Annotated in this window: 19 protein-coding genes and 1 riboswitch; of the genes, 4 read left to right on the forward strand and 15 right to left on the reverse strand. The window is 42.7% G+C overall.

Annotation, left to right across the window (positions count from 1 at the left end; translation table 11 throughout):
• Positions 1 to 31 precede the first annotated feature (31 nt).
• The 8 genes from J8Z28_RS15560 to J8Z28_RS15595 all read right to left on the reverse strand — a co-directional run bounded on the left by J8Z28_RS15560 (position 32) and on the right by J8Z28_RS15595 (position 7,575).
• Positions 32 to 787 (reverse strand): HesA/MoeB/ThiF family protein, encoded by a 756-nt coding sequence (locus tag J8Z28_RS15560; RefSeq protein ID WP_062566541.1) that lies wholly within the window; start codon positions 785 to 787, stop codon positions 32 to 34.
• A 1-nt stretch (position 788) separates the two neighbouring features.
• Positions 789 to 2,312 (reverse strand): thiamine phosphate synthase, encoded by a 1,524-nt coding sequence (gene thiE / locus J8Z28_RS15565; RefSeq protein ID WP_062566542.1) that lies wholly within the window; start codon positions 2,310 to 2,312, stop codon positions 789 to 791.
• Positions 2,313 to 2,327: 15 nt separating this feature from the next.
• Positions 2,328 to 3,110, reverse strand: coding sequence for a thiazole synthase (locus J8Z28_RS15570; protein WP_062566543.1), 783 nt, complete (start codon positions 3,108 to 3,110; stop codon positions 2,328 to 2,330).
• A gap of 1 nt (position 3,111) precedes the next feature.
• On the reverse strand, positions 3,112 to 3,309 hold the full coding sequence (gene thiS, locus J8Z28_RS15575; RefSeq protein ID WP_171041525.1) for a sulfur carrier protein ThiS: 198 nt from the start codon (positions 3,307 to 3,309) through the stop codon (positions 3,112 to 3,114).
• Positions 3,310 to 3,317: 8 nt separating this feature from the next.
• A complete protein-coding gene (locus J8Z28_RS15580) occupies positions 3,318 to 4,322 on the reverse strand; it encodes an FAD-dependent oxidoreductase (protein WP_062566544.1) in 1,005 nt (334 codons plus the stop codon).
• Between the two features lie 73 nt (positions 4,323 to 4,395).
• The gene (thiC, locus tag J8Z28_RS15585; protein WP_062566545.1) at positions 4,396 to 6,348 is read right to left on the reverse strand and encodes a phosphomethylpyrimidine synthase ThiC; all 1,953 of its coding nucleotides are present in this window, start codon (positions 6,346 to 6,348) and stop codon (positions 4,396 to 4,398) included.
• Between the two features lie 145 nt (positions 6,349 to 6,493).
• A riboswitch (TPP riboswitch) is annotated at positions 6,494 to 6,595 on the reverse strand.
• Positions 6,596 to 6,659: 64 nt separating this feature from the next.
• Positions 6,660 to 7,019 carry an META domain-containing protein gene (locus tag J8Z28_RS15590; RefSeq protein ID WP_283206515.1) on the reverse strand — a complete coding sequence of 120 codons (360 nt, stop codon included), beginning with the start codon at positions 7,017 to 7,019 and terminating at the stop codon, positions 6,660 to 6,662.
• 166 nt (positions 7,020 to 7,185) lie between these two features.
• Entirely contained in the window at positions 7,186 to 7,575 is a 390-nt protein-coding gene (locus tag J8Z28_RS15595) for an acyl-CoA thioesterase (RefSeq protein WP_054561129.1), read from the reverse strand.
• 123 nt (positions 7,576 to 7,698) lie between these two features.
• On the opposite strand from J8Z28_RS15595, the gene J8Z28_RS15600 reads away from it, so the two are divergent.
• Positions 7,699 to 9,798, forward strand: a complete 2,100-nt coding sequence (locus J8Z28_RS15600) for a TonB-dependent receptor (protein WP_062566547.1) — start codon at positions 7,699 to 7,701, stop codon at positions 9,796 to 9,798.
• 68 nt (positions 9,799 to 9,866) lie between these two features.
• Here the strand turns inward: J8Z28_RS15600 and epmA are convergent, their stop codons facing one another.
• Together epmA and efp are read right to left on the reverse strand one after the other, a co-directional pair.
• Positions 9,867 to 10,841 (reverse strand): elongation factor P--(R)-beta-lysine ligase, encoded by a 975-nt coding sequence (gene epmA, locus J8Z28_RS15605; RefSeq protein ID WP_062566548.1) that lies wholly within the window; start codon positions 10,839 to 10,841, stop codon positions 9,867 to 9,869.
• Positions 10,842 to 10,908: 67 nt separating this feature from the next.
• Positions 10,909 to 11,475 (reverse strand): elongation factor P, encoded by a 567-nt coding sequence (gene efp, locus J8Z28_RS15610; protein ID WP_054554126.1) that lies wholly within the window; start codon positions 11,473 to 11,475, stop codon positions 10,909 to 10,911.
• 41 nt (positions 11,476 to 11,516) lie between these two features.
• On the opposite strand from efp, the gene epmB reads away from it, so the two are divergent.
• Entirely contained in the window at positions 11,517 to 12,530 is a 1,014-nt protein-coding gene (epmB, locus tag J8Z28_RS15615) for an EF-P beta-lysylation protein EpmB (RefSeq protein ID WP_062566549.1), read from the forward strand.
• Between the two features lie 268 nt (positions 12,531 to 12,798).
• Here epmB and J8Z28_RS15620 read toward each other — a convergent pair whose 3' ends face one another.
• On the reverse strand, positions 12,799 to 13,011 hold the full coding sequence (locus J8Z28_RS15620) for a hypothetical protein (RefSeq protein ID WP_054554124.1): 213 nt from the start codon (positions 13,009 to 13,011) through the stop codon (positions 12,799 to 12,801).
• 72 nt (positions 13,012 to 13,083) lie between these two features.
• On the opposite strand from J8Z28_RS15620, the gene J8Z28_RS15625 reads away from it, so the two are divergent.
• A complete protein-coding gene (locus J8Z28_RS15625) occupies positions 13,084 to 13,374 on the forward strand; it encodes a hypothetical protein (RefSeq protein ID WP_054561134.1) in 291 nt (96 codons plus the stop codon).
• 469 nt (positions 13,375 to 13,843) lie between these two features.
• Here the strand turns inward: J8Z28_RS15625 and J8Z28_RS15630 are convergent, their stop codons facing one another.
• A complete protein-coding gene (locus tag J8Z28_RS15630; protein ID WP_062566550.1) occupies positions 13,844 to 14,347 on the reverse strand; it encodes a DUF3016 domain-containing protein in 504 nt (167 codons plus the stop codon).
• Between the two features lie 230 nt (positions 14,348 to 14,577).
• On the opposite strand from J8Z28_RS15630, the gene galE reads away from it, so the two are divergent.
• A complete protein-coding gene (gene galE, locus J8Z28_RS15635) occupies positions 14,578 to 15,591 on the forward strand; it encodes a UDP-glucose 4-epimerase GalE (protein ID WP_062566551.1) in 1,014 nt (337 codons plus the stop codon).
• A 241-nt stretch (positions 15,592 to 15,832) separates the two neighbouring features.
• Here galE and J8Z28_RS15640 read toward each other — a convergent pair whose 3' ends face one another.
• Genes J8Z28_RS15640 through J8Z28_RS15650 form a run of 3 tightly spaced genes read right to left on the reverse strand, consistent with a single transcriptional unit; the run spans position 15,833 to position 17,640 of the window.
• Complete coding sequence (locus tag J8Z28_RS15640; protein ID WP_062566552.1) at positions 15,833 to 16,402, reverse strand: hypothetical protein; 570 nt, start codon at positions 16,400 to 16,402, stop codon at positions 15,833 to 15,835.
• A 5-nt stretch (positions 16,403 to 16,407) separates the two neighbouring features.
• On the reverse strand, positions 16,408 to 16,911 hold the full coding sequence (locus tag J8Z28_RS15645) for an RNA polymerase sigma factor (RefSeq protein ID WP_062566553.1): 504 nt from the start codon (positions 16,909 to 16,911) through the stop codon (positions 16,408 to 16,410).
• 21 nt (positions 16,912 to 16,932) lie between these two features.
• Entirely contained in the window at positions 16,933 to 17,640 is a 708-nt protein-coding gene (locus J8Z28_RS15650; RefSeq protein WP_062566554.1) for a hypothetical protein, read from the reverse strand.
• Between the last annotated feature and the right edge of the window lie 726 nt (positions 17,641 to 18,366).

Genomic DNA, 18,366 nt, shown 5'->3' on the forward strand with positions numbered 1-18,366 from the left:
TGGTTTGCTTAAAATTCATTATAAACCGCGCCTACACCCCACGATTACACTCTGAGCATTCACTATCTTTTTGAATATTAAAGCACTGCTGCATTAGTGTTAGCCCATCAAATTGAATAAACTCGCTACCCGTTTTATGGCCAAGCAATATATTGATAGCCAATAAACTTTGCATGCTCCCCATAACACCCAGCAACGGGCTCAATACCCCTGCATTGTCACAATTAAGCGCTGTTTGCTCCTCCGTTTGTGGGAATATACAGCCATAGCAAGGGCTCTGTTCATCACGAAAATCAAAACTCATCACCTGCCCCTGCGTTGCAATAGCGGCAGCTGATACAAGTGGGATAGATTTAGCTAAACAATAGCGATTAACCAAATACCGGGTAGCAAAGTTATCACTGCAATCGAGGATGATGTCAGCACCTTCAAGTAGCTCAACACAGTTACTTTCATCAAGCTTTTGGCATAAAGGCTTAACCGTAATTTGATTATTTAAACTGCTTAACACCTTGGCAGCCGCCTGTGTTTTTGCCTGCCCCATGTGGTTTACTTTATAGAGTATTTGTCGCTGTAGATTTGAAAGCTCAACTTTATCGTCGTCAATCAAAGTGAGCGTTCCGATTCCTGCAGCCGCTAAATAAAACAGTGCAGGTGAGCCAAGCCCCCCCGCTCCGACAACCACAATATGTGCAGACTTTAACTTTTGCTGCCCTGCATGCCCCACCTCTTTGAGTAGCAAGTGGCGGCTATAACGAATTTGCTCTTTGTCGCTTAACGCGCTCATATTATGACTGACCTTCGACCAGCTGTTTTAACTTGGCAATGGCTGCTTGGTAGTTTTCGGCTTCAGTAATCGCACGTACTACGGCAACACTGCCAACACCCGTGCTCGCAACTTGCTCAGCACGAGATAAGTCAATTCCACCAATCGCGACCGTTGGATAATCGGCCATCAACGGCACAAATTTTTCGAGCTTTTCTAAGCCCTGAATTTGCCCAGTCATGTCTTTAGTGGTGGTTGGATAAATAGCACCAAACGCCATATAACTTGGTCTGTAATTATGTGCACGCAGCATCTCATAAAAGCCATGAGTCGATACACCTAAGCGTAACCCCGCCTCTTTTATGGCAATTAAATTAGCGGTTTGTAAGTCTTCTTGTCCTAAATGCACACCATAAGCACCGTGCTTAATCGCCAACTGCCAATAATCATTGATATACACCTGCGCATCGTAATTCTGCCCCAGCATAACCGCACTTGCAATCGACTCATCAAGTGCTGCATCGTCTGCATTTTTCATTCTTAATTGAACTGTTTTAACCCCTTCGGCTAAACACTTCTCTAACCAATCAACCGTATCTACAACGGCATACAGCCCAAGTTGTTTAGAGTCGCACTCGGCAAAGCCTGCTGCCATGGTAAAATCAACCGGGCAATCAAAGTCGAGCTCATCACCGAGCCAACTTCCCGCCTCGATGACTTGTGGGTAATCTGCTAGATTTGTTGGAAAGCAAGTGTGTGCAACAGGTCCAATCCCTTCACCATATCGAATGGCTGCTTTTAAACCTTGGTTTATATAGGCTTTCGCTAAAATAAAGGCATCTTTGAGTGGATACTGTTTGGCTAAACACGCGGCAATCACAGAGGCCATACTGCATCCAGTACCGTGACTATGCGGAGTTTGAATTTTTTCGTTACCAAGCCAATATTCCTGCTCACCTTGCACGCAGTAATCAATGCAATAGCCACTTGGGTAATCCCAATGCCCCCCTTTGATAATCACCGCTTTTGCACCAAAGTCAGTTAACTTTTCTGCGGCTTCTTTCACTGCGCTTGGGCCAATCAAATAAACACCGGTTAATAGCTGCGTTTCGTGGGTGTTCGGTGTTACTACATCGACTAATGGCAATAAGCACTCTTTAATGGCACTAACGGTATCTTCTTCTGTTAATAAATCACCACTTGAGGCAATGGCAACCGGATCATAAACAACTAAAGGCGGCTCTGCCCAAGTTGCTTTGTAATGTTTTAAATGCTCACTAATAAGCTGTATTTGCTGCACATTGGCAAGCATGCCAATTTTAATCACACTGGCAGGCATATCACTGGCTAAGGCTAATAGTTGCGACTCAATCACCTCTGTTGAAATCGGGTTAAGTGCTTCTACACCTAAACTATTTTGTGCCGTTAAAGCAGTAATAACCGTACAGCCGTGTACATTAAAACTTTGCATTGCCTTGATATCGGCTTGAATTCCTGCACCGCCGCCCGAATCTGAGCCAGCTATGGTCCATACAACCTGATTCATGTTATTCCTCACATTTTATTCTTGATGCCAAAATGGCATACCGAGCGTCGGCGTTGATGGGCTTGCTACGTCTTTTTCTGGCATCGCTTTAGCCACATAGCTATATCGCCCCGCTTCAACCGCACTTTTAAACGCTTTACTCATCGTCACTGGGCAACCTGCCCCTGCAATTGCCGAGTTTAATAATACGGCATCATACCCTAATTCAAGCGCTTGGCAGGCATGAGATGGTAAACCTAAGCCTGCATCAACAATTAAAGTATGGTTTGGCAAGCGCTCACGGATCATTTTTAAGTTGTAAGGATTCAGCAAGCCTTTACCTGTGCCAATCGGTGCGCCCCAAGGCATTAGTACTTCGCAGCCTAAATCAGCGAGGCGCTGACACAGCACTAAATCATCTGTGCAATAAGGTAAAACTTTAAAGCCATCGGCCAATAAAATTTTAGTGGCTTCGAGCAGTGCGATTGGATCTGGCTGTAAATTATATTCATCACCAATTAGTTCTAACTTGATCCAATCAGTGGCAAACACTTCGCGGCACATTTGCGCCAAGGTCACCGCCTCTTTTACGCTATGACAACCCGCCGTATTTGGCAGCACCTTTAACCCAGTGTTTTTTATCAATTGCCAAAAATCATCACCCGCAGCAGCGCTTTGCTGGCGTCTTAATGAAACGGTGACAATCTCAGCCTGTGAGGCCACTATCGAATCCTGCATAACACTAGGTGAAGGATACAATGCTGAGCCAACCAGTAACCGACTCGTAAATTGCTCACCATAAACCGAAAAACTATCCATCTTAGCCTCCTTGAATTGGCGACAATAACTCAATGCTGTCGCCTTCGTTGAGGGTTTTAGCATCGCATTGACTGCGCGGTACAAAGTCACCATTAACGGCAACCGCAAATGGCGGTCTTGCGCCAAATTGACTTAACGCCTGAGTCAGCGATGTATTGTCGTTCACTGTAACTGACTGACCATTAATTAAAATATTCATTTTTATCCTTAAGCAATTAAGCTCACTGCATCATCAACCACCTGAGGCGCAAGTAGATAGCCATGACGGTATAAGCCATTAATACTGATCACTCGACCTTGCTTAGTGACTTTCGGACGATTGTCTGTAAACGCAGGACGAAGCCCCGATTGCAAGCTCTCGATACGCCCTTCAGCAAAGCCGCTATGCACCGTATAAGCAGCAGACAATAACTCCAGCGCCGAGCGCACGGTGACTTTACCGCGGTCTTGTGATTCGATTTCAGTCGCACCAATCACAAATTGATGATTTGGCTTAGGAGCAATATAAATTGGGTAACGCGGATGCATCAGTCGTATCGGTCTAGTTAGGTTCACCTCTGGTGCATATAAACGCGCCACCTCTCCTCTTACTCCACGCAGTAAAGGTTCAGCCTGTTTAGCACCTAAGCCTCTACAATCAAATACATAATCAAAGCTTTGGCCATTCACTTGATGGGCGTTCAATTCAACTTTACAGCCAAAGTTAAATTGCACTCCTTGCGAGGTAAGCTTTTTAAAACTAGCGCTATAAAATGCCTGATTATCGAGTTGCCCTTCACAAGGTAAATACACACCTTGGTGGAAACGCCCAGCTAGTTCTGGCTCAAGATCAGCGATTTGAGTGCCAACCAAAGCCTGTGCCTGATAGCTTTCAAGTGGTTTTAAGCGGCTCACAAAACTTTGTAAATCGCCCTTATCTTGCTGATGAGCAACCACTAAACTGCCTGTTTGTTGAAAATACACAGCGTCATCGAGTTCACTTAGAATTTGCTGCCAACGCGTGATGCTATTAAGCCCTTGTAGGGCTAAATCCTGTTCACACAGGACTGATTCTGCAAGGGGGGCTAACATCGCTGCAGCAACGCTGCCGGCACTGTTGCTAGCATGTTCATCATCTTGCTCAAACACACTTAACTGATGCTCTTTAGCAAGTGCCAATGCAGTTAAACGGCCAGTTAAACCAAAACCCAGTATCGCTATCTTTAAAGACATAAACTTTCTAGGCGCTAGGCTCTAGGCCCTAGGTAAAAACCCAGAGCCCATCGCTGATGCCTAGCTCCATCAATTAAACTGCTTTATGGTAAATCTCAGAGCCTGTTTTTTTGAACTCGTCTGATTTCGCTTTCATTTCGGCTTCAACATCGACCATTTTGATTTCGATAGCATCGCCTACGTTATTTGGATCGATACCTCTTGCTTCAAGATCTTTGGCGTAATCACGTACTTCTTGAGTGATCTTCATCGAGCAGAACTTAGGGCCACACATAGAGCAGAAATGTGCAATCTTGCCTGATTCTTGTGGCAGTGTTTCGTCGTGATATTCGCGGGCGCGTTCTGGGTCTAAACCTAGGTTAAATTGGTCGTGCCAACGGAACTCAAAGCGTGCTTTTGATAATGCGTTGTCACGCTCTTGCGCACCTGGGTGGCCTTTTGCTAAATCGGCAGCATGAGCAGCAATTTTGTAAGTGATTAAACCTTCTTTAACGTCTTCTTTGTTTGGTAAGCCTAAATGCTCTTTAGGGGTTACATAACAAAGCATAGCGCAGCCGTACCAAGCAATTTGCGCAGCGCCAATACCTGATGTGAAATGATCGTACCCCGGTGCAATATCCGTGGTTAATGGACCAAGCGTGTAAAACGGTGCTTCTTCACAGTGTTTAAGCTGCTCTTCCATGTTCTCTTTGATCATATGCATTGGCACATGGCCAGGGCCTTCGATGAACACTTGCACATCATGTTTCCAAGCAAGTTTTGTCAGCTCACCTAAAGTACGTAATTCGCTGAACTGGGCTTCGTCATTAGCGTCAGCAATAGAGCCCGGACGCAAGCCATCACCTAATGAGAAACACACATCATACTGTTTTAAAATTTCACAGATTTCTTCAAAGTGCGTGTATAAGAAGTTTTCTTTATGGTGCGCTAAACACCATTTCGCCATGATAGAGCCACCACGCGAAACAATACCGGTAACACGCTTTGCCGTCATCGGCACGTAACGCAGTAATACCCCAGCGTGAATAGTAAAGTAATCAACACCTTGCTCTGCTTGTTCAATCAAGGTATCGCGGAAAATCTCCCACGTTAGGTCTTCAGCTACACCGTTTACTTTTTCAAGCGCTTGATAGATTGGTACGGTACCAATTGGCACTGGCGAATTACGTACCACCCATTCACGGGTTTCGTGAATATAGCGACCCGTTGATAAGTCCATTACCGTGTCGGCGCCCCAACGAGTCGACCACACCATTTTTTCTACTTCTTCTTCGATTGATGATGTGACCGACGAATTACCAATATTCGCGTTCACCTTAACTAAGAAGTTTCGGCCGATGATCATCGGCTCAGTTTCTGGATGGTTGATGTTGTTAGGAAGCACGGCGCGACCACGGGCAATTTCATCACGCACAAATTCAGGGGTAATAAAATCAGGAATACTAGCGCCAAACGATTCGCCTTTGTGCTGGGCCGCAAGTAACTCTTCACGAACTTTAGCGCGTCCCATGTTTTCACGGATCGCCACATATTCCATTTCAGGCGTCACAATGCCTTGTCGCGCATAATGCATTTGCGTTACGTTTTTACCGGCTTTTGCACGGCGGATCTTTGGTAGGTGTTCAAAGCGGATATGATCTAACCCTTCATCTGCCATTCGCTGTTGAGAAAATTGCGAAGTCACTGAGTCTAAAATTTCAGTGTCGCCGCGGCTTTCAATCCACTTTTCACGGTATTTCTCAAGACCCTTGCGCACATCAAGTTGAAAATCTGGGTCAGTGTATGGGCCCGAGGTATCGTAAACACGAATTGGCGCGTTAGGCTCAAATACTGGGTTTTCTTCTGTACCACCGATGAAGGTATCGCTGAGGGTGATTTCACGCATCCCTACTCGTACATTGTCTTGTGTACCTTCTACATAAACTTTATGAGAATTAGGAAACGGTTGCCCCGTTAAGTTATAAATATAATCTGATGCAGCCGCACGGACTTCGCGGCGAGATGGTTTAGTTGTTGTGTTTGACATGACTTACCTCATTGCTTTAAGGGTTGTCTTGTCAGATATTGCAAATGCAATAGAGAGTGGCAAACGCCATTGGATCGTCAATAAGCTAAGTGCTTACTAGTGCAGCCTGTACCGCTTATGCCCCAAAAATTTGGCGCACAAGCGCCCAGTGAGGCAGCTTGTTCCCTACGCAGGTGTTAGCCTGATCAGGTTCACGGATCCCGCTTTCGCGATCTCAGCCTTATTAAAGGCACTCCGACAAGTATAAATTCGTTTCTTTTAAAACGCCCTGAGTGTACGTCAGTTAAAAATTTGCTGCAAGCTCAGCTACTTTAGTTTTTTGCAATGAAGGTAAAGTGGTGCTCACCTTGCAAGGTCAGTTGCTCAGCAGTTAAAGTAATGGCCGCACCTTCTTTTAGCGTTGACAGTAATTGCTGCTCAAGCGCATCAACTTGCTCACCACAAGATTTACGCGTCATACCTAACTTATTTACTGTTAGCGTATCTTCGCTGAGCGCACCTTCACCAAAAAATTTATTACAGCCAGCAAAGCCGTTAACCTGCATCGCTTCGATAAAACGCAGCGAGGCTGTTTGGGATACAGGAATGGCTAAACCATTCACTTTTGATAATTGCCACTGTGTATATTTTAATTGCTCACTAGTGACTGTCCCTGTCGATGAGCAGCCCATGCAAAATAATACTAAAAGGAGGGGCAAGGCTACTAACTTCATATTTTTTTACGATTCAAATTTCAATGTAGTAATAATAACAACATTTAACGCAATTGATCGTTAAAAAAACATGTTTTATCTGTAAAAAATTGTTCTAAGTTAGCTTTTTAAATAACAACGCAGACTATTTGAATAAGTTATCGACTTCTTCTGGTAAAAAAGGACGACCTTTTTCATTTACCGACGTGCCAATCACCAAAGCTTGCAGCATCACTTTATCGTCATGTTTACGATACACCGTTTGCCTAAAAGCAAACTTTAAACGGCTGATACGCTCAGGCTCAACTGCAACGTAAAACTCATCGCCCGGCACTAGTGATGCCTTGTAATCCATTTCGCTTCGCAGCACGACCAGGTTTACTTTTTCTCTTGCTAGCTTTGCAAAGTCGATACCTTGAGCATGTAAAAACTCATGGCGAGCATGCTCTAGGTAATTAAAATAAACACTGTTATTAACAATGCCTTGTAAATCACACTCATAATCACGCACTTTAAAGTCTACTTTAAAGGTCATAGTCGTATTCCTAATCAATTTACGTATAATTGCCTGCGTTTATACCATAAAAATTGATTTTATAGCCATTTGGCTAGCTAGGTTGCTAGAATAGCAGTCCCGAAAATGGAGTTAAGAATCCGCATGAAACGACGTTTATCATTATTATCTGCTGCCATCCTGCCTTTATTCGCAGCATCTTCAATTGCTTACGCTGAAGACGGTGATCTAGAAACGATTGAAGTTACCGGTGATTTCAAAAGAGAAAGCATTCAAACCCTTAGTGCCAGCGCAAGCTTGTTTTCTGATCATGAAATCAATCAACGTGGTGCAAAGTTTTTAGATGAGATGCTTGCTAGTGCAGCGAATGTAAACTTTACCTCTGGTGCATCTCGTGGTCGTTTCGTGCAAATTCGTGGTGTTGGTTTACGCTCACAGTTTGTTGACCCTATTAATCCTTCGGTTGGCTTAGTGATCGACGGTATTAACTACTCTGGTTTAGGCGGCAGTTCACTGTTATTTGATATCGACCAAGTTGAAATTTATCGCGGCCCACAAGGGACTCGCTTTGGTGCTGATGCCTTAGCTGGCATGATTCAAATGGAATCTGCAACACCCACTCTTGACCCAAGTGTGAAAATACAATTAGGTGCTGGCAACTACAACAGCTATGAAGCAGGTATAGCCGCAGGTACGGGTATTACTGACGACACAGCAGTACGCGCCAGCATTTATCAACGTGAATCGGATGGCTATGTTGAAAACCGTTATTTAGGTGAAGATACCCAGCAACAAGATGAGCTTGTTTCTCGCTTTAAGTTACACAGCCAATTGACCGATCATCTGCGTACTGAACTGAATGTACATTACATCGATATAAATAACGGCTATGACGCATTCACACTAGATAACAGCCGTTACAGTGTTGCTGATGAGCCAGGCCAAGACAACCAAGAAAGCATTGCGGTTGGCCTAGCAAACATATACACCGGCTTTGACTTTTTTGATGTTAGCTTAAACCTATCTGGTATCGACAGCGAGCTGTTATACAGCTATGACGAAGACTGGGTGTGTAATGATGAAGCCCAACCTGAATTATGTGCCGCTGGCTTACATGATTGGGGTTATAGCTCAACAGATGCTTACTTTCGCGATCGCCAAGATCAAGCGGCTGAGCTGCAATTTAGTGGTAAATCTGGTGAGTGGGTCGCAGGCATTTACTATCAAGGCCGCGAAGTTGACTTAGAACGTCAATACACTTGGCTTGCGCAACCATTTGCATCAACTTATGAAACCAGCAATATTGCTGCATACGGTCAATTAGCAACACCTATCGGCCCAAAAACAACCTTAATCACAGGTTTACGTGTTGAGCAGTATCAGGGCGACTACACCGACAACAACGGTTTTATTGAAGAAACCGATGATGTCATGGTGGGCGGTAAGCTTGCACTTGAATACCAAGTCATTGATCGCACCATGATCTACACCAGCATTACTCGTGGCTATAAAGCTGGCGGTATTAACTCTGAAGCTTTAGCAAAAGCAAAAGACGAAGGCTTAAACCTAGATGCTGATTTCTTTGCTAATCACACATCATTTGCCCCTGAATACCTATGGAGCGGTGAGTTTGGTGTGAAAGGCAGCTCTTTGGACGATAAGTTTGTGTTACGTCTTGCCGCTTTCTACATGTACCGTGAAGATATGCAGCTAAAATCGTGGCAAGTTGAAGGCCAAAAATTCACAGGTTATATCGATAACGCCAGCTCTGGCGAAAACTATGGTTTAGAAATTGAAGGCAGCTTCCAAGCTACTGACAATTTACTACTAACGGGTAGTGCAGGTTATCTACATACAGAAATCAATGACTTTGTTGCGCAATCAGGCCTAGATCAAGATGGTCGAGATCAAGCACAAGCTCCTAAATACCAATATGCATTCACTGCGCGTTATAACTTTACGCCAGCACTTTATGCATCAATTGGTGTAGAAGGCAAAGACGATTACTACTTCTCTGACAGCCATAACTCACAAGCACCAAGCACTAATTTAGTGAATGCTTCATTTGGTTATGAAAGTGATAATTGGAGCATTAATGCATGGGCACGTAACTTATTTGACGAAGACGTACCGACTCGTGGTTTTGAGTTTGGTAACGATCCATTAGACGGTTACACCACTCATACATACACACAGCTTGGCGAACCTATGGTTGCCGGTGTGACATTTATTTACGAGTTATAAGCAATAGGGTGCTAGGTTTTTTATCTAGCACCCAAACACCTAGAGCCTAGAGCCTAGAGCCAAATAAGTTAAGCCCTTTCAACATCAAAGGCGAGTACGTCTTTAATCTTTTGTTTATTCATTGCCAGCATAATGAGTCGATCAATACCCAGTGCGACACCCGCACATTGTGGTAAGCCATGCTCTAGTGCAGCTATTAAACGCTCATCCATTGGCACTTGCTTTAAGCCATTTGCTTCACGATATTGATTATCTTCACTAAAACGAGCTGCTTGCTCTTTGCCATTGGTCAGCTCATTAAAGCCGTTTGCCAGTTCCATATTTTTAAAATATAACTCAAAGCGCCCTGCGACTCGCTCATCATGTTGGCAAATATGCGCAAGAGCGGCTTGCGATGCAGGAAAATGATAAACAAAACAAGGCTTTTCTTGGCCAATCGTTGGTTCAACCTTCATACAAAATAATAGCTGCAACAAGGTATCGCGGTGCGTTTCATTCGCCGCAATATCGGCAAAGCCCTGCTCTGTTGCTAGTTGCTGCAATGTGCTGATATCAGCAGTTAAAGGATCAACACCTAAGGCGTTCATAAAGGCTTGCTGATATGTGAGTCGCTCTGCGCTTTCTACGCCAAGCACTAATTGCATAAGCTCATCCATTTCATCCATAAGCGCAAATTCATCAAAACCCGGACGATACCACTCAAGCATTGTAAATTCAGGATTATGATGACTACCCGCCTCTTCATTACGAAAGGCTTTGCATAGCTGGAAAATAGCCCCAGAGCCTGCAGCAAGTAAACGCTTCATGGCAAACTCAGGGGAAGTTTGCAAATAAAGTGGTAAGCCACCAGCATGACCAGGACCAACAAACTCGGTACTAAATGTCGCTAAATGCACATCGGTTACACTGGCCGCACTTAAGCTTGGCGTTTCAACCTCCATAACATCACGATCATAAAAGAACTCGCGAATACGGCGGATGATAGCGGCACGGTGGCGTAAAGTTTCAATATCGGCGCTTGGTTGCCAGAGGACATTAGACATAAAGTGTTTCCCAAAAAAAATCCCAGCAGAAGCTGGGATTTTATAATAAATTGCTTAACAAAGCCTATTACTTAACACGGCTCACGTATTCACCGCTACGAGTATCAACTTTGATCACTTCGCCGATTTGTACGAATAGAGGAACACGAACAACAGCACCTGTGCTTAATGTTGCTGGTTTACCGCCAGTACCCGCTGTATCACCTTTTAGACCTGGATCTGTTTCAGTGATTTCTAATTCAACGAAGTTTGGTGGAGTCACAGCGATTGGGCTACCGTTCCAAAGCGTGATTGTACAAACGTCATTTTCAACTAACCATTTTGCATTGTCGCCAAGCGCTTTTTCGTCAGCAGCGATTTGCTCAAATGTTTCGTTGTTCATGAAGTGCCAGAACTCACCGTCAGTGTATAGATACGCTAAATCTGTATCCATTACGTCTGCACCTTCAACTGATTCACCTGACTTGAATGTTTTTTCTAGTACTTTACCTGTGATAAGTTTACGAATACGAACACGGTTAAACGCCTGGCCTTTACCTGGTTTTACCATTTCATTTTCTAAGATGCTGCAAGGTTCGCCGTCTAACATAATTTTTAGGCCGCCCTTGAACTCATTGGTGCTATAATTCGCCATCGTTTCCTCTGTCTAAATAATTTCGAGTAATCTACGTGTCAATGATACAAAGAAATGAAGTAAATTTGCATAAAAACTGGCAAAAAGAATTGGCAAATGTTGTCACTTGTCCTGAACGCTTGCTAGAAATGCTAGGATTATCAAGCAAAGTAGACGAAAAAGACCTCAAAGCACGCAGTCTTTTTCCTGTCCGCGTGCCACTGCCTTTTATCAAAAAAATGCGTTATGGCGACATAAACGACCCTCTTTTGCTGCAAGTGATGCCAAGACACCAAGAGTTTTTAGCAAAAACAGGTTACGACAAAGATCCTCTAAAAGAGCAAGATAACAACCAACCTGGTTTGTTACACAAGTATCGCTCTCGGGTTTTAGTGATGTTTAAAACCGGCTGTGCTGTAAATTGCCGTTATTGTTTTAGACGCCATTTTCCTTATCAAGAAAACCAATTAAACAAACGCAGCTTGATTGACGCACTGGCTTACATAAAAGCAGACAGCAACATCAACGAAGTCATATTAAGTGGTGGCGATCCATTGATGGCCAAAGACGATGCTGTTAGTTGGTTTATGGATGAGTTAGAGCAACTTCCGCAAATTAAACGCATGCGTATTCACAGCCGCTTACCTGTGGTGATCCCTGCAAGAATTACCGATGAGCTATGTGCACGCCTTGCTGCATCACCGTTAAAAGTGGTGTTTATAAACCATATCAATCACGCTAACGAAATTGATGATGACTTTAAAGCGGCCATGCAAAAATTAAAAGCTGCAGGGGTGACGTTATTAAATCAGGCGGTATTACTAAAAGATGTGAATGATTCTGTCGAGTCGCAAGTTGCATTAAGTGAAGCGCTATTTGAGGCAGATATACTTCCTTACTACTTACATCTACTCGATAAAGTTGAGGGTGCTAGCCATTTTGATATCTCTGAGAGTCAGGCACGGGAAATCGTGACGGCTATGCTGGCAGCATTGCCGGGGTTCTTAGTTCCTAAGCTGGTGCGCGAGATCGGCGGCGAAAAAAGTAAAACGCCTATCGATCTAAGGGCGTGCTGACCTTTATTGATTGAAATTTGTTCACTCTATGGGCGATTTAATCGCGGCGCGAGATTTGTAACCTAGTGGGCTAAGTAAAAATCGAGTAACAAAGAGTTAATCGCCCCTAGGAAGAACCCGAAGGGCAGCGCGTGTTTGGCATTAATGCTGCGTTATCGCCTATTTATGTGGAACAACCACACTACATAGGCTCTGCCTTGCCTAAATACCAAACACACTGCTGCAAAATCAATCATAAAGGGTCAACACGCCCTATCTAATTTAACAACTAAACGTATACGTTTACGTTATTACCTAGTGTCGCAGTTACCGACTTAGCAGGTGTTTGTGCAGCACTGGTGTTCATTGCTGCGCCTTCGATAAGTGCAAGTGCCGCAGCACCATCAGCCTTTTGCTGTTTTTTAGCAAGCGATGCGCTGTAAACTTCTGCGCTTTCGCCACCGCCACTCATCGCTGGTAAGCTTGATCCTGATATATTCATAGTTCATTACCTGACTTTTTAAGACAATCCACGTACTATATCGGCATTGCAGTCTAAAGCTTTAGGAAAAAAATGGATTCAATTATAGAACAGCTAAATGCTAACCTAAAAATCGTTTACCGTCAGGCACTTGATGCCGATAAAAAATTAGATGACTTACAGCAGCAAGGGCACGGCAAATTCACAGCCTTATTTGCAAAAGATGCTGGCTTTGATTTTGAAGCTAAACGCTTTAAACCTTACGTTCTTGATGTTGCTGCTGATGTAGAAAGCTTAAGCAACGACGGTATGGACGAAGAAAAACTGAAAAAAACCGTTATTAAACTGCAACAGCTATTACAACTGTTAGCGACGTTTAAGTAACGTAGAAGCCTCTATTTCATTTATTGTGAATAGAGGCTAACGCGCGAAATAAATTTCACGCCTACATCAAAGAGCTTTAATTTCACAAAGAGACATAAGAGACGCTGCGCTTAGCAGCTACTAAATTAAGTTACTTTTTTAGTTTATTCTTTCTCTTCTCGTTCACTTCTCTTTGTGCAAAAACATGTTGAACCACAGAGAACACAGAGGCGCTGCGCGCTACACAGAGACAACCAAATTATCACAAAGAGGATAAGAGACGCTTCGCTTCAGAGGTAGAGCCTTTTGGTTTCCTCATTCTTTTCTCATTCACTTCTCTTTGTGCAAATACTTCTCGCGAAATAAATTTCACGCCTACATGTGGGAGCAGCTTTATCCGAGCATTGTTTTCGGCGTTAAAACGCCTCCCACGTTGCAGGTCTTTTACAAGACCCACAAACAACGCAGCTCAACTTAAAACTGACGGCTATCATTCACTCAGGTTTAACGACGGTAATAGCTCATCTTCGAACCAATCAGTAATTAAACGTTTATCGTAATAATAAGCCTCGTCACGACCTATCTTCATACGATCCATGAATCCCATATCTTTGAGTTTTACATCGTTTGCTTCGCTCACGACCTTACCGTTTTTATCGGTAATTGAATAATTTAGGTCGATACGCGGAAAGTAAATTGGTTTGATAATACGTAGCTCATTCATGGTACCAAAACGCACATCACCAGCTAGATCGAGCTCTGTCACCTCAACATTGAAGGTATAACCTTCGGGTAGCTTTTCAGCAAGTTTATTAAAGTGTTTTTCAAAATTCTTTGCCACATTTTTATGAAATGAACCTTTCGGTGAGTTGTTACCAGGTTCTACATCGCGGTAATCGTTAAAGTCATGCCATTTAACTTTTGCTTCTCCTGCGTGAGCAAAAGCGGGTAGTGCAATGACCATTGCTAAGGCAATTTTTTTTACTGTATTCATCTGTTTCTCCACTTAACAGGTATAGCTAATGATTAAATTTTAGCTGCTGACAATTAACTATAGCTTAATATCTAAACACTTAGGTGTAACCAATATGGTGCAAAATGTAATCAAAAACAAGCGATTCATGTTTTTGCTTTATCGCCGTAAATCACAATTAATTCATGTAATTTAGGCCGAAATGTGATGAAATAAGGCTAATTCAACCAGGTATAGTTCATGGATATTTTATGACCATTTTAGTCACCGGCGGAGCCGGATACATCGGTTCTCACACCGTATTAGAGTTATTACAACAAGGCACTGACGTTGTTGTACTCGATAACTTAAGCAATTCATCAAATGAGTCATTGGCTCGCGTAAAAAAAATAACAGGCAAAGACGTCACGTTTTATCAAGGTGATATTTTAGATAGAGCCTGCTTAGACAAAATCTTCAGTGAACACACAATTGATAGTGTTATTCACTTCGCTGGTTTAAAAGCGGTTGGTGAATCGGTTGTAAAACCTATCGAGTATTATCAAAACAACGTACAAGGTACACTGACTCTGGTTGATGCAATGCGTGATGCTGGCGTATTTAAGTTAGTTTTTAGCTCATCAGCAACGGTATACGGTGACCCAGCAAGTTTGCCAATTCGCGAAGACTTCCCAGTTGGTGGCACGACTAACCCGTATGGCACATCAAAGCTTATGGTTGAAATGATGCTGCAAGATATCGCGAAATCAGATGAACGCTTTGCCTTTGTTATCTTACGTTACTTTAACCCAGTCGGCGCACATGAATCTGGCCTTATTGGTGAAGACCCAAATGGTATTCCTAACAACTTATTACCTTATATTTCGCAAGTCGCTGTGGGTAAGCTAGAAAAGCTAGGTGTGTTTGGGGATGACTACGATACTGTAGATGGTACAGGTGTTCGTGACTATATCCATGTCGTCGATTTAGCATTAGGTCACTTAAAAGCGCTGAACCGAATTGCAAGTGATACAGGTGCGCACGTATTTAACCTAGGCACAGGTAATGGTTATTCAGTACTGCAGATGGTTACCGCTTTTGAGAAAGCCAGTGGTCAAGCCGTACCATACCAAATTTCGCCGCGTCGAGCGGGCGATATTGCAGCTTGCTACGCAGCTCCAGAAAAAGCGTTAAAAGAGCTTGGCTGGCAAGCTGAGCGTGGTATCGATGAGATGATGCAAGATACATGGCGCTGGCAAAGCAATAACCCGAACGGTTACAAATAGTCAAAGTCATTATAAGGCCGATGTTCACACATCGGCTTTTTAATTTGATGAGGCTTTCTTAAGCTGCGCAATACCCCAGAAAAGTATTCCTGCCCCCGTGCACGATAAGAAAAAGAATAACCCTAAGCCGACAGGCGATCCCCAAAACAAAATACTGTATAAAACTTCCATCTCTATATCCTTTATTATTATTTGAATTGTAAGTTATATAAGTTTTAGGAATAGCTCGTCAAGTCGCACATCAGCGCATCGCTTGAATGCTCTCAAGCGCTACAGCTAGCTGAGTTTTTAGTTTTTTATAGCGTATATAAACAACCAGCACGATAATGCCATTAATACCAAGCTGGATAAGCCATAGGCTGTATGTTTTAAACATAACCATATTAAACAAGGCAACGATTAGCAAAGCGCACCAAAGCACAACGCAGCCAATAAAACTCACACGCCAGTAATGAACTTGGTGCTTCAGCTGATTCTCTTTAAAATTAAGCATTGCATTGACATCTAGCGTTTCTGCTCGCCAAAGCTTTCGTCTTAAACGGTATGACCAAATTCCAAAACCTAGAGGAATAGGCACTAATAACGCAAACATAATGGTTTCATAGGTGTTTTTTGCCTCAAATAACATGGCGTAAATACAAAATACAGTTACCACAACACCTAAAAATGAGTCGATTAACCCTTTTAGCTTTAACTTAGTTCGCGACTTTTGCGTTTGTGCTATTAACGCTGCACTATCCACTTTCGGCGTTGCTTGCACAAATGCCTGCTGCCACTTAGCTAATTGATCATCTGCTTCGAATTTATCCACGTTATTTACTCCATTAGGCTCGCAAGTTGCTGTCTTGCTCTACTTGCACGCTTAGCAACCGCATCTTCAGACAGCCCCAGTGTTTGAGCTATCTCACTTTGATTAAACCCTTCAAGCTGTAAAGCAAGCACCTGCCTATATTTCAGCGTTAATTTACGAAGGGCAGCCATTAAATCTAAATTGTCGTCTGGTGATTTATGCGCACTTAAGGCTTGGGTGTAATCAATACTTTCAGAGCTTGCCACCTCTTTGCGGTTTTGCTCTTTTATCACATGATCAACCGCTTTATTATGAGCTATTCGGGCAATATAGGTTTTTATGCTGGCATCGCCCCGAAAGGCAACATCGGGTGATGAGTCATTACTTTCAAAAGCGCGCCAAACAGCCAGCGACATCTCTTGAATTAGCTCATCTTGTAGCGCTTGATTGATCTCGTAGGTTGCAGCAACACGCGCCAACAGCGGCGCGTATTCATTCAGCAATGTGTTTATTTGAACATCAGCTTTCACTGTACTTCCATGTTTTTATTATTATTTGAACAAACGATTATAGGCACAAAAGTAGGTACATGCTAATACCGGCCCTACCAACAACATAGGTAAAAGACTATAAGGGGCAGCAAAGGTAACGAGCATATTAATCAAACAAAGCATGCTTAATGGTTTAATCACCTTTAGTGCCGTTGTAATGCCTTCTTTAACAGCTGCACTAAGCGAAGCATTGTTTAAAAGTAACAGAGGTACCACAAACATAAGCAACATATTTACAGGAACAATTGATACAAACATGACCCCTACGCGCCAGCGCTCAACATCAACAAACTGACCTGACAATAAAGCCGATAACTGCTCACTACCAATCAAAGTACTCCCAACAGCAAATTGCACCAGCGCCAGTAAAATACCAACAACTGACCACACGGCAACTCGCCCCCACTTCGTCCATGTTGCATTGTGCTTAAATGAAAAGCCTTGCTGATTATTCAGGTTAAACAACAATGGCCACACCGTTGCCATTAACATAGGCGCTAACCATTTTGATAAAGTTAAACCTGTAGGTGCAGGTAATAGCTGCACTAAACCTGGCACAATAGCGAACAGCGTCATAAGTAAAAAAAGTTTAAACGGTGCTTTTTTAAATAGCCCCCACCCTTCTTTTAACCAAACAGCAGCATCACTAAATGGTGCATTCGTTGAATCAAGTTTTAGCGTATTCACAGTTGATGTTGTAGTCGTCATGAGTTTGTCCTTTTCGTAAAAATAGATACATAAGACACTGCCTATTGCTACCACCAAATAGAACAACTTCGTGTCATTTGCAGCTATAGACGAGACAAACACAGAAAACCTGACAAAATATTTTTAAAAAATTAAAAATAATTTTATTTCATTGAATTTTAAGGATAAAAAGAAATTGAGCGCAGCTATAAAAACAGCTTTAATTTTGGATTTTTACAGTAAGAAAATGGTGGCCCCTCCCAGACTTGAACCGAAATGTGGTATGAAATTTTTACCACCGATAGTTAGGTGATTTATATTGTAGAGAGTGTAGAACATAAGGGATGATTTTCTTATCAGTTTAATATACGAGTAACTCTTATATTGAGCGAGCTAAAATTACTGTCATTAAGGTTTTATCGACAGGCTATTATTGTCTGGTAGTAGCTCCCTTATCATTCTTGAATGGTTTGTCTGAGTGTTTAATGAGCCATTCTATATAATATTAAATTGATGGTGAGCTTTGTTCGAACTATATGAAACTTTGAACACTACAATTTAAACTAATTTTGAGAGAAGAACTAGCTGTTATCTGCTCTAGACTTTTTAAAGAAACAATAGTTTTATAAGGCCTTTTTCTAATCTACTGTCCTCCTCTTTAGCATCTAAGGTGAACTGCAACCGCAACTCAATACTGTCGCCCAAGATCAATACATTAATTTTTAATGGTAAAAATATTGCCAATAC

The organism is Pseudoalteromonas sp. SCSIO 43088 (assembly GCF_023650795.1).
Classification (GTDB): Bacteria; Pseudomonadota; Gammaproteobacteria; order Enterobacterales; family Alteromonadaceae; genus Pseudoalteromonas; species Pseudoalteromonas shioyasakiensis.